The sequence below is a fragment of the Enterobacter sp. SCRI0065 genome (assembly GCF_059766475.1).
Window position 1 is genome coordinate 283,393 of record NZ_JCBAJB010000003.1, and the last position, 12,721, is coordinate 296,113.

Here is a 12,721-nt window from a genome sequence, read left to right on the forward strand (position 1 = left end):
AGTGGCTTTTTTGTTACCCTAAGCCTTGATTTTTCATGTCCAGATCTTGGTCGTTCAGCAGAAGTTGTTGGCATGAGTGAAGCCGACTTTCAGATGTTGTTTATCGAAAAATCTTTCCAGTCACAAAAAATTTTCTGGCAATTTCAGAGACAAAGTTAAAATCGCTTATCATTTGGCGTGAGCAGCACAATGGCGTTGGAGATAAACACTCCCCTTCTTTTATCGAAAGCGGGTGCTTTATGTTTATGATTGTCTGTCCTTCATGATTCCGCTCAATCAGTAAAACTAAAAACAAACCGTCGTCAGATTGTATATTAAGGATAGTTTTAGTTTGAACAATCTCGATATTAATGCTTCCAGTACTTCTCCTAAGCCCAGTAAGAGCATCAGAGATATCTGACCAGAAAGGTGAGTTATTCTTACTGTAACCTTTTCCTTGGCAAAACTGAGAAAGTTGAAATTCCATTTCGTCACCCCTGTTATCAACCGCTTAATATGATACATAAATAATACTTAAAAATGAGATATCGTAAAGATAATAGATATGGATAAAAATTTACGTGACATGGTTTGCAATTAGCATTATTTAGGAATTAATCTAGAGGTCATATAGTTGATAACGAGCTCTCTTAATATATTTAGAGGGTAAACAGAGCTTTGAACACCTGATATTACTGGTCGTTGTATGCTTGTGGTTTTTATTAAAATCCTTGATTGATAAATAGCATCTATATATTAATTTTCAGGTCGTAGACCAGCATGTTATCGCAGCTCAGCAGAAAGCTTTTTGTCTTTATCACCCAGCGCATTAATCTCAACAACAACTTTATCCGTTGCAAAGTCAGCCGCCCGAGCCATATTCCCTCTGTTTTCTCAGCAGGTTACAACCAGTTTTTCCCGTTGCATTCGCTGAACCGGATGCAACACCCCGATAAGCGGTTTTGCTCCCGTTCTCCACTTTCCCCCAGATATTTAAAAGAGCAATCCCAACAATTAGAATTCGGATTTATCGTTTTAGGGCTGGTAGTCTTCATACTCCCAAGCAAAAACACGGTGTCATTTCCGCTGCGGACAGTGACAGTCTGCCCGCTGTCTATTGTGTGTTGGGTTTCAGCTTCGCTAATTCAAGATCTGTCTTTTCAGACACGCTCAGGAATTTATTCTCAATAACAACTCTTTCCGACGCAGCTTGCTGCGATGAACCCGGTTTTTAGCTGTATTTTCCGTTAGTTACATCCATTTTCCCCTGCTGTACTTCCAGACCAGCAACTTTTGCCCCGACGCGCCTTTTCAGTTCGTTGCACTATCCAGCAATATTGTTAAAGAGCAACTGATAAGATTCGAACGCAAGAACCAGTTAAGATCTCGGCCCTGGGGCCGGGATCTTAGAATTATTTAAAAGGATAATGGTAATGTTCTGGGATCTTATAATCATCAGGAAAATCTACCGTATCTGGAAGCAAGATAAATCGATCTATATCCTCCTTTGTCTGATCAAAAACGCTATATAGTCCTGATAAAAAGGTTGATATACGCAGTAAAGCTGCCTGCATTGCCAACTCATCGTTATTTTTTTTCGCATTAAAAAACAATTCGATTGTCAAGTTAAGGTTTTTTATATCTCTTTGAATACTCTCAACTATTGAATAATCTTCTGCCAAATAAAGATCATCTGTATCAAGCACTTTTCCTGCTTTCTGTTTTAACAACTCCAGATAAGCATCTTTGAATTTATCTAGCATACTAATATCAATCATTTTGGTAACCTCCGCCCTTCAGTTCTGGCGGCCTTAGTTTTTGCATCATTAAAAGACCCATCAATATTCAGGACAGCTTTAACTTTTCCTTTGCTATCAAAAACCTCAATATGATCTTTGTGTAACCCATCGAGATAATACTTATCTCCTTTTGCAATAAAATCTCCAACAGGCCCCTTCGCTTGATAGACGCTTTGCTCCTGAAAGAGCTGGCTTGTTTTCTGAGCACTTTCTTTCATTTGGCTACCAAAACCAGACTGTTTAAAAAATACCCCCATATTCCCAACCGCACCGGCATTAGGCGTATGTGGAACTTTCTTACCCGGCAGGATAATCCCGGCCAGCAACCCCCCTGTTGCTTCCAGCGCCGCCTGATTTCCGCCTGCCGCCTCTTTAACCGTATCCGCAACCGCTGACCAGGTTTCGCTCTGCATCAGTGCAGTAACGGTATCCGCCACAGACTGATTCTTCCCGGCCAGGTCGCTCATTGCCTTACTACAGTAGCTGTCACCTGCCGCACACGCTGCCAGCGCCATCGCCGCATCCGCTGCGTAATCCGCACCGCCTATTGCCGAGTCACCAGACTCCGCAAGGGCATTGATAATGCCGTTTGCAATGGAAGAGGTTGTACCTTCGCCCAGCTTCTCCCTGACCTGATTTTTCAGGGATTCAGCAACCTGTTTCGCCGCTTCGCGAGCCTGGTCACCACTCAGCGAGTTATTCTCAACCGCATTCTTCCCTGCCGCCGCTCCGGTAGCCGCGCCCGCAGTATTCCCACCTACAAGCCCGCCCGCCACTCCTGCCGAAATACTCGCCAGGGAACTGATGGTCTGCTTCTGGTCTTCCGTAAGATCAGACGCTTTTACCTCTGGATAATAAATCTCCGCTATAGCTTTCGCAATCAGTTCGCCGGATGCGGCTCCCGCAGCCCCTGCCGCTGCACTGTTACCCTGAATAGCGGCTATAGCGCCACCCAGAATCGCATGGGCAATCGTATTGACTGCCGGATTATCCTCTGTCGATTTCAGCAGATGCGCCAGCTCCGGTGCAGAAGCCCCGGCAAGTGCTCCGGCGATATTCCCACCCGCCAGGCCCTGAAGTGCCGCCGTCGCCGCCTGAATACCGCGCTGGACATCACTGCCTGTGCCGTATCTGGCCTGCTCTTTTTTGTATTCCGGGGTTTCACGCAGGTTCGCCAGATACGCCTGACGTTCATTCTCTGTCGCATTCTCCGGTAGAGCGCCATATTTATCCTGCGCCGCTTTCAGCGCATTCAGCTCGCCCTGCGTCCGCGCAATATCCGCCGCCTGACCGCCAATATCACTAATTAATCCCACTGCCGCAAGACGGTTCTGCTCTTTCTCCTTGTCAAAAATCGGACTGATGCTGTCGTTGGCGTTTTCCGTGTCGCGGCTCAGGTTCGCCACATCCTGCTTCTGGTTATCCTTGTCGCGGAGGGTAATAGCGCCATTCGCGACAGCCGCCTGGGTTGTCCCTTCGGCATGCCCGCTGCTGCCCGCCACCGAAATCATCCCGCCCGGCATGTTGCCCTGGAAATTATCCCCGAAGCTGCCGCCGCCGCTGAGGCTGATACCCGAGTGCCCGGTTTTGAAATCCGCTTCGTTGTGGATATCACTGAAGCCCAGCGTCCCGGTATCCAGGGTGTTTTTATCCGCCGTGGCGGTGGAGGCGATAACAGCACCATCCAGTTGGGTATGGTTGCCGACGGTGATATCAAACCCGCCTTTACCTGCGTACAGCCCGGTTTGTTCGCCGACCGAGTCGAAGCGGCTCTTCATCTTGTCCCGGGAGGCAGCGATATAGCCCGAGCCGCTCATTGAGCCAAAGGTGAAGCTGCCACCCGCCGCCACGCTGGTCTGCTTACTGTCGTATTTGTTGCTGTCCTGCTGGCTGCTCATCAGCAGGTCGTGGCCGACATCTGCCACAATCTTATTACCATTGACCTGTGCGCCATTCAGTACGGTGTCATTTCCGCTGCGGACAGTGACAGTCTGCCCGCTGTCTATCGTGGTTTCCGTCCAGTCGGTGCCGTTACCTTTGTCCTTACCCTTCGCTGCATTGACGTTGGCAAACACGCTGATGCCCGCACCGTTGCCTGCGCCAATACTGACGCCCACACCGCCGCCACTGCTGCTGTTCTTGCCGCTGGTCTGCTGCGTATTGGCGGCCCCGGTGAGAAGCACATCATTTTTCGCATCCAGTAGCGTGTCGCCGCCCGCTTTCAGCTGGCTTCCTGCAATCACGATATCGCCGCTGTTCGGCCCGGTATTTTTGCCGTTAGCCGTAATGGACAGGTTGTTGCCCGCGTTCAGCGTGCTGCCCGACACCGTATCACTCTGCGCGTGCTGCTCTGATTTGGATTTCTGGGTCGTGAGCGACAAAGCCACCCCTATCGCGTTCGGGTCGCCCGTCGTCGAGGCCATGTCAGCCGCCTGCCCGGCCTGCACGCCGGACAGAACCGTTTTGGTCGCCTGCAATGCCTTCAGGCGGCTGTCACTTTCTTCATGAGTGTCCTGAGCTGTCGTAACGGTATTGTTGATCGCGCTGCCTACAGTCCCGGACAACGCCACCGTCAGGCCGCTCTTCTTCTGCTCAAAGGTTTCGTCACGGGTGCGGGAGCCAGCGCCGTCCGCTGTGTCCGGGTGCTTAAGGGCTGACGGGTAAAAAGAAGATCCCGGCGCAGGGGCCGGGATCTTCTTTTTATTTAACACCCTTATTATTGCAGACTCGTTTATAATTAGTTTTCTTTTCTTTGAAAAACACTATAACCATGACTAAGGATTATTGGCTCTGGACAGTCAATCCTTTTTATGATGGTCTCTATATCAAAATCATCCTCAAAATCCGCTATGACCTCTGTTTCAATTATAGAGATGTTTTCTTTATCATCATCCTGAACTTCTCCATCAATAAAAAAACACAGCAAGATTTTATTTCCACAGATATCTACAGTTATGTTTCTCATATTTTCAGTAACAGCACCGAGAAGGGCTGATTGCATTGATAACTTTAATCTTTTTATATATTCGTAATTATTTTTCATCATAACTTCCCGATCATGGGCGCGCAGGCACTATATGAGCGCCATCCTTACCATAATGAACAATTCCCTTTGTCGTAGGCACAGACAAACCAGTATCTTTATCAACAAAGTTTCCAATAGCCTTACCAAAATCAATCCGTTCTTTAGAACCAGCTAAACCAACTTCAACCTTCCCGACCTGCTGTCCTGTTCCTAATTGAGGCAGCAAAGATTGGGGATCAACCGTTAAGATGCTGCGTTGACTGCCTGATGAAGCGGCCGCAGTTTTATACTCATTAGTACCCTCAATATGTTTATTCTGCTGCCCTTTATTAATTGTAAATTTACCAGATCCACCACCGCCTTTCAGCGGATCTCCGTCAGCATCCAGCACATTTGGTTTCAGTGGATTGATATCAAAAATATTGACCGGTAACTTGTCCTTATCACTCAGCGCATTATTCTCAACCGCATTCTTCCCTGCCGCCGCTCCGGTAGCCGCGCCCGCAGTATTCCCACCTGCAAGCCCGCCCGCCACTCCTGCCGAAATACTCGCCAGGGAACTGATGGTCTGCTTCTGGTCTTCCGTAAGATCAGACGCTTTTACCCCTGGATAATAAATCTCCGCTATAGCTTTCGCAATCAGTTCGCCGGATGCGGCTCCCGCAGCCCCTGCCGCTGCACTGTTACCCTGAATAGCGGCTATAGCGCCACCCAGAATCGCATGGGCAATCGTATTGACTGCCGGATTATCCTCTGTCGATTTCAGCAGATGCGCCAGCTCCGGTGCCGAAGCCCCGGCAAGTGCTCCGGCGATATTCCCACCCGCCAGGCCCTGAAGTGCCGCCGTCGCCGCCTGAATACCACGCTGGACATCACTGCCTGTGCCGTATCTGGCCTGCTCTTTTTTGTATTCCGGGGTTTCACGCAGGTTCGCCAGATACGCCTGACGTTCATTCTCTGTCGCATTCTCCGGTAGGGCACCATATTTATCCTGCGCCGCTTTCAGCGCATTCAGCTCGCCCTGCGTCCGCGCAATATCCGCCGCCTGAGCGCCAATATCACTAATTAATCCCACTGCCGCAAGACGGTTCTGCTCTTTCTCCTTGTCAAAAATCGGGCTGATGTTGTCGTTGGCGTTTTCCGTGTCGCGGCTCAGGTTCGCCACATCCTGCTTCTGGTTATCCTTGTCGCGGAGGGTAATAGCGCCATTCGCGACAGCCGCCTGGGTTGTCCCTTCGGCATGCCCGCTGTTGCCCGCCACCGAAATCATCCCGCCCGGCATATTGCCCTGGAAATTATCCCCGAAGCTATCGCCGCCGCTGAGGCTGATACCCGAGTGCCCGGTTTTGAAATCCGCTTCGTTGTGGATATCACTGAAGCCCAGCGTGCCGGTATCCAGGCTGTTTTTGTCCGCCGTGGCGGTGGAGGCGATAACAGCACCATCCAGTTGGGTATGATTGCCGACGGTGATATCAAACCCGCCTTTACCTGCGTACAGCCCGGTTTGTTCGCCGACCGAGTCGAAGCGGCTCTTCATCTTGTCCCGGGAGGCAGCGATATAGCCCGAGCCGCTCATTGAGCCAAAGGTGAAGCTGCCGCCCGCCGCCACGCTGGTCTGCTTACTGTCGTATTTGTTGCTGTCCTGCTGGCTGCTCATCAGCAGGTCGTGGCCGACATCTGCCACAATCTTATTACCATTGACCTGTGCGCCATTTAGTACGGTGTCATTTCCGCTGCGGACAGTGACAGTCTGCCCGCTGTCTATCGTGGTTTCCGTCCAGTCGGTGCCGTTACCTTTGTCCTTACCCTTCGCTGCATTAACGTTGGCAAACACGCTGATGCCCGCACCGTTACCTGCGCCAATACTGACGCCCACACCGCCGCCGCTGCTGCTGTTCTTGCCGCTGGTCTGCTGCGTATTGGCGGCCCCGGTGAGAAGCACATCATTTTTCGCATCCAGCAGCGTGTCGCCGCCCGCTTTCAGCTGGCTTCCTGCAATCACGATATCGCCGCTGTTCGGCCCGGTATTTTTGCCGTTAGCCGTAATGGACAGGTTGTTGCCCGCGTTCAGCGTGCTGCCCGACACCGTATCACTCTGCGCGTGCTGCTCTGATTTGGATTTCTGGGTCGTGAGCGATAAAGCCACCCCTATCGCGTTCGGGTCGCCCTTCGTCGAGGCCATGTCAGCCGCCTGCCCGGCCTGCACGCCGGACAGAACCGTTTTGGTCGCCTGCAATGCCTTCAGGCGGCTGTCACTTTCTTCATGAGTGCTCTGAGCTGTCGTAACGGTATTGTTGATCGCGCTGCCTACAGTCCCGGACAACGCCACCGTCAGGCCGCTCTTCTTCTGCTCAAAGGTTTCGTCACGGGTGCGCTTATCGTGACCAGGATCAATGATGACGCTGCTGCCGCTCAGGCTTAAATCCTTTCCGGCTATCAGGTCTGCCCCGCCAATGTGCGCCTGGTTTCCGGCCGAAATCGTTACGTTACCGCCCGTTGAACCTATGGTGCTGAAACTCTGGCTCTGGGTGGTACCCGCTTCACGCAGGTCGTGAGTGGATTGACTGCTGCCGATGGTAAACCCGATCCCCCCGCTGCCCATCAGGCCGCTCTTTTTCTCTTCCTTAAAGCGCCATGAGGAGTCGGTGTTGGTGGCCGCCACAATATCGACGTCGTTACCTGCGCCGAGCGCCACGGTATTGTCACCCGCCACCGAGGAGCCTTTCACCAGCAGGTTATTGCCCGCCTGCACGGAGACGTTATCCCCTGAAAGCAGCGTGCCCGCTTCGCGTGTGGCGCTGTCTTCTTCTATCGTGTGGGTCTTCTTGCTGCTGAGGAACCCTTTCTTGGTTTTCGTCTGCTCTTTGTAGTGGTAGTCACTTTCCGTGGCGGTAATCAGATTCACATCCCGTCCTGCGGCCACGCCGATGTCGCCGCTGGCGGTAACCTGTGCTGCCTCGGTATTGACGTCGCGCCCGGCAATCATCGTGGTGTTGCCGCCGCTGGCAATCTCTGTGCCCTGCTGACGTACGGATTCGTCGATGACGGTTTTCTTACTGCTGTGACTGCTGCTCCCTGTCGTGGTCGCCTCTGCCAGCAGATTGATGTCCCGCCCTGCCTGGATGCCAACACTCCCTTCTGCCGCAATGCCTGCCGCCTGGCTGGTGACATCCCGCCCGGCAACCAGCGTCACGTTATCACCCGCTGAAATCGTGGTTCTGTCTACGCTGCTCTGATGGCTTTCGCTGCCGCCCGTGCGGCTGGTCTGTCCGTTGCCCGCCGCGTTCAGGTTCAGGTCATTGCCTGCCACCAGTTGGGCCGTTTTACCTGCGTCGATGGCGCTCGCTGACACGGTAAGGTTATTACCCGCCTGCATCACAGCATCCCCGCCCGCAGTAATGCTGCTGCCCTGATTCGTGGTGGACGACGTTCCGGTTGCCGTTACGCCGCGCCCCGAACGACTTTCGCTCGTTGCAATCTCATTGGAGGCAATGTTGATATCATTCCCCGCCACCATGCCAAGACCGTTACCTGCCGACACGCTGGCACCGGTGATGTTGATATCCTGCCCGGCGCGCATCGCCAGCCCGTCAGTCGCTGTGATGGACGCGGTATCGCCCACATCGGTACCGGCAATATGTACATTACCCGCATCAATATTCCACTGCTGCGCGCGGGTGATGTTGTTGATACTCCCCGTTACGCTCTCCAGCCCAACGGTCTTACCGCTGATGGCGGAGCCAATGTTATTGATATCGCCAATGGCGCTCAGATTCAGGTTACCTCCAGCGTTGATGAGTCCCGCGCTCAGGTTGCTGATACTGTTGCTGGCGTCGAGGGAAAGCTGATTCGATGCCGCAAGGGTGCTGCCGCTGTTGGTGATATTGCCACCCGCCAGCTGCACATTGTTGCCGCTGATAACGCTGCCGTTCTGAACGGTGACATCCTTCGGTGACAGATACACTTTAGGCACCATTACCGTCTGGCCATTGATGGAAGACGTTTCCCACCACAGCAGGCTACTGTCCAGGGCCGCAATCTGGGCTGCCGTCAGGGCCACACCAAACTGCAGGCCCAGCGTCTGCTGCTGTGCGGCGGCGCTGTCCATCAGATAGCGCATCTGATCCAGGTCCGATCCAATCCCGTTGATGTAGCGGCTGCCGGTCTGGTTGAGAATGGCATTGCTGACATAGCGGGTATCAAACGCCGCATCACCGAGGAAACGGTAATCGCGGTCCGGGTTCAGCCCTAGCCGATCAAGGAAATAGGACGAGCCGAGGAACGTATTCTGATCGGTATATGCGCTGTTGGTTTCACGCGGGGCATCGCCCGGCTCCATCCCCAGCAGGGCATACAGGTCATCGTATGCCGCAGCATCAAGCTGGCCCAGGCCGTCGAGTTTTGGATTAACGGTGATGAGATAAGGGCTATCAGGATCGGAGGAGGGCACAAAATAACCGTTGTTGCCGGAAGGCAGCGGATATGCGCTGGTATCACTGCCTTTGCCAGTGGTGTTATCGAGCGAGGTGCCGCCGCTGAGATCTTTCAGGGCATCCGTCACAGCATCCCGCCACTGCGGCGTGGTGATATCGAGCGAATCCAGGCCGATAAGCGATTGCGCCTGCTCACCGCTGGCAATGGTCTGATTACTGAGTGTGTTCAGGGTTGGCGCGGAAAGCGTATTGCTGAAGCCGTCCGTGTTGGCGGTAGTCAGGGTATTGCTGATATCACGGGTGAAGTTAGCGGTGATATTGCCACCAGCCTGGATAACGGCACGCACGACCGCGCCCGTGGAGTCCGACTCAATTTCACGCCCGGAGAGTACATACGTTGCGCCACCCGAGGTGATGGTTGATGCCGAATAGACGAGATATTCTGTTTCGGAACTGGCCTGATAGCTCTGGTTATTGAGTTGTTCACCCTGCAGGAGGATATCGCGGTTAGCCAGAATGGTGCTGCCGTTATTGTCCAGCATCATTGCTGCGATGACTAAATTTTTGCCTGACGCGATACGTGCCACGTTTCCGGAGCTAGTGACATCAACCTCCGTTTTTTTAATCGCAAAACGCTTAGTTTTCCCCGCATCCGTAAAACGCCAGGAGGTGGTGAAGAAAGGCTCGTCCATGGTGCAGGCGCCAGGATACATCGAGATGCTCATACAGCTACCGACATGGACCTGCGTTCGGGTTTTGACTACAGCAAAACTGTCCTTATCCATATCTTCAAGGCTGAGGTAAATAGAGTCGTTCCCCACCCAGGTCGGATTATCGAGAGCAATAACCTGCGTATTTGAATGGCTTCCGTCCCGCTCATTCAACAGATGCGCGGTCTTGATAGTGATATCGCCTTGCAGCGTCTCAATATTCCCCGACGTGTTAACCACCTCACTGTTCGCTGCGCCCGCCGCGTTCTTCTGCATCCACAGGCTGTTACCCGCCAGGATATCGCCGTAGACGTTATGGATACGATCGGCATACAGGCGCATGTCGTTCGCGGCGTAGATCAGCGCGGTATTGAGCAAGGTGCCCGCCGCCGTCATCGTCAGGCTACCCGCCGTGCCGGTGAAACCGTTAACCGTCATGTCACTCAGGCTGGTAAAGGCCACATCGCCGCCCGCCGAAAGACTTCCGGCAGCGTTAAGCAGAATGTTTTGCCCGCTGAATGTGCTGCTGGCGTTCCCTGCGGTGAGCTGACCATCGTTGGTAAACTTGCCGCCAGCATTAATCGTAAGGCCGTTCCCCTGCATCACGCCGGTATTGATAATGTCACCCTGAGAGGTGACCGCCAGCGTTTTACCCGCCGCCAGAGTACTGGCGTGGTTAAGCGCACTCACCAGCTTCAGCGTAACATCCCCTAGGGCGACAATTTGCCCGTCGCCGCGCATCGTACTGCTGTCGAGCAAGAGATTGCCCGCACTGAAGAGCCTGCCGCTGGCCGTGTTGTTCACCTCATTGCTGTTAACCCCAAGCGAAGAGGTGCCCAGCACCGTACCGCTGTTGGCGATATTTTGGTAATTCAGAAGCAGGTCTGCTCCCTGCAAGGTGCCGCTGTTGGTAAGTGTGGTCCCGCGCAGTTCGGCGCTATCAGCCACAATGAAGCGACCAGTGTTAACGGCCTTCACTACCGCAGCGAGCAGTTTTACCGCCTGAATCAGCCCGCCGTTAGTCAGCTCAGAAGAATTCAGCGTGAGCGCGCCCGCAGAAAGGATATTGCCGTCGTTTTGCAGCATGGTCGCGGCAGTCACCGCTGTGTCAGCGCCCTGAAGAGTACCCCGGTTAATCACCACCGGCGAAGTCACCTCCAGCCTGTTCTGGCTTACCAGCACGCCACCCGTCGCGTTATTGAGCGAGTTACTGGCACTCAGGCTCAGGATGTCGCCCTGCACACGCCCGCTGTTATCAAGCGTGCTGCCGGTCAGTCGGGTTGCACTGCCCTGAATTTGTCCGGCGTTCACGATAGTGTTCGCATTCAGCGTCAGCGCACCGGCGCTCAGTAATTTGCTCCCGGCCTGGTTTTCCAGGCGCTGAGCCAGCGTCAGATCAAGCGTATCTACGCCGGTTATCTCTGCGCTGCTGGTCAGCGTATTCGCCTTCAGGGTGAGGTTTTTGGCAATCCATTGCCCTGCGTTAATCATGCTTAACGCGGATAACGCCAGGCTGCCGTTGGAGGTAATTTTACTCCCTGCCACTGAGGTCAGGTTGCCCGTCAGCGTCGCGTTCAGTGACGATTCGGCCTGAATAGCCCCGGTGTTGTTCAGCGTACCGGCGGTAAGCAAAATCTGCTGCCCCTGCCACTGCCCGGCGTTATTCATGACGCCAGAGGACAGGGTTAGCTTACCGGTCGTCAGCAACGCACCGCTGCCGCTGTTGGTCAGCGTTAACAATGGAGCAGCCATCTCAAGGCGAGAGGCCAGCGTCAGGGCGGCAATACCCGTCAGGGTACCGCTGTTCGTGAGGGTGTCGGCGCGAGCGGTCAGGGTATTGCCCTGCATCACGCCGCTGTTGGTGACTGATACGCCAGATACGCTAACATCGCTGGTAGAAAGCAGGTTTCCCCGGTTATCCAGCGAGGCAGTGCTCATCTCCAGATTGCCCTGGCTCATGATGTCACCGGTGGTGACAAGCGCGTCGTTGACCGTCGCTTTCATCGCTCCCGTTGTCAACAGGGTGCCGCTGTGCTGCCAGTTCTCTGTGGTCAGGCTAAGGGTTTTTCCCTGTACCTGGCCTGCAGTCGTGAGGGCGGTTGAGGAAAGCGTTAGTGCGCCGTTGGTCAGGCTGCGTGAACCCGCCAGAAGATTAAGTATGCCCGCCGTCAGCGTCATAGCGTTATCGCCCTGCAGCAAACCGCGGCTATCAAGCCGATCGGCCTTCAGCGACAGGGCGTTACCTGCCACGGTTCCCACGTTGGTCAGGGACATCGCCGTCATGTCGTTAGCATCCTGCGCCAGCAGAAGCCCGCCCGACGTATTATTCAGTGAGCCGACGTCCAGGAGCAGTGACTTGCCGCTCAACTCTCCGCTGTTGGTCAACTGAGCGCCGGAAAGCGAGAGCCCCGCGTCGCTGGTGATGATCCCGGCGTTTCTCAAATCCTGTAGGGCAAAAGAGAGCGCAGAGGGGGAATAGATCATCCCGCTGCTTTGGTTTTCCAGCAGGGTGGCAACCAGGGATAAGGTTGTCTGCCCCTGGAGCAGTCCGCTATTGATGATATGCGGCGCATTCAAGTGCAGTGAGTTTGCCGTCAGTACACCACTGTTGCTGAGCGTCGTGCTGTTTGCTACCAGCGTTGCCGCTGAGGTTTTACCCGCGTGCGTCAGGCCGTCGCGTGCCGCCATTGTAAGATTACCGACGGCGTTCTGAGTGCCGTTTAGCTCTGCTGTCTGTACTTCAATGGTAACGTCCCGGCCCTGAAGCTGGGATGT

At 53.9% G+C, this 12,721-nt stretch carries 4 protein-coding genes and 2 pseudogenes; all 6 read right to left on the reverse strand.

All coding sequences use genetic code 11. The annotated features are described in order from the left end of the window. Positions 1 to 100 precede the first annotated feature (100 nt). Positions 101 to 466, reverse strand: coding sequence for a DUF6911 family protein (locus AC6EMZ_RS11425; RefSeq protein ID WP_498402606.1), 366 nt, complete (start codon positions 464 to 466; stop codon positions 101 to 103). A 925-nt stretch (positions 467 to 1,391) separates the two neighbouring features. After that, positions 1,392 to 1,757, reverse strand: coding sequence for a hypothetical protein (locus AC6EMZ_RS11430; protein ID WP_498402607.1), 366 nt, complete (start codon positions 1,755 to 1,757; stop codon positions 1,392 to 1,394). Next, positions 1,754 to 4,405, reverse strand: a pseudogene (locus AC6EMZ_RS11435) (hemagglutinin repeat-containing protein); the annotation flags it as partial. The gene AC6EMZ_RS11430 and the pseudogene AC6EMZ_RS11435, both read right to left, overlap by 4 nt. Positions 4,406 to 4,515: 110 nt before the next feature. Next, a complete protein-coding gene (locus AC6EMZ_RS11440; protein ID WP_498402608.1) occupies positions 4,516 to 4,824 on the reverse strand; it encodes a MafI2 family immunity protein in 309 nt (102 codons plus the stop codon). A 10-nt stretch (positions 4,825 to 4,834) separates the two neighbouring features. Next, positions 4,835 to 5,194 (reverse strand): polymorphic toxin type 50 domain-containing protein, encoded by a 360-nt coding sequence (locus AC6EMZ_RS11445; protein WP_498402823.1) that lies wholly within the window; start codon positions 5,192 to 5,194, stop codon positions 4,835 to 4,837. A 42-nt stretch (positions 5,195 to 5,236) separates the two neighbouring features. Then, a pseudogene (locus AC6EMZ_RS11450) lies at positions 5,237 to 12,223 on the reverse strand (hemagglutinin repeat-containing protein); the annotation flags it as partial. Positions 12,224 to 12,721: the final 498 nt, after the last annotated feature.

Bases quoted from the DNA above. Each gene is read 5' to 3' on its own strand.
- AC6EMZ_RS11425 (WP_498402606.1), bottom strand. From the start codon at position 466: ATGGAATTTCAACTTTCTCAGTTTTGCCAAGGAAAAGGTTACAGTAAG.
- AC6EMZ_RS11430 (WP_498402607.1), bottom strand. From the start codon at position 1,757: ATGATTGATATTAGTATGCTAGATAAATTCAAAGATGCTTATCTGGAG.
- AC6EMZ_RS11440 (WP_498402608.1), bottom strand. From the start codon at position 4,824: ATGATGAAAAATAATTACGAATATATAAAAAGATTAAAGTTATCAATG.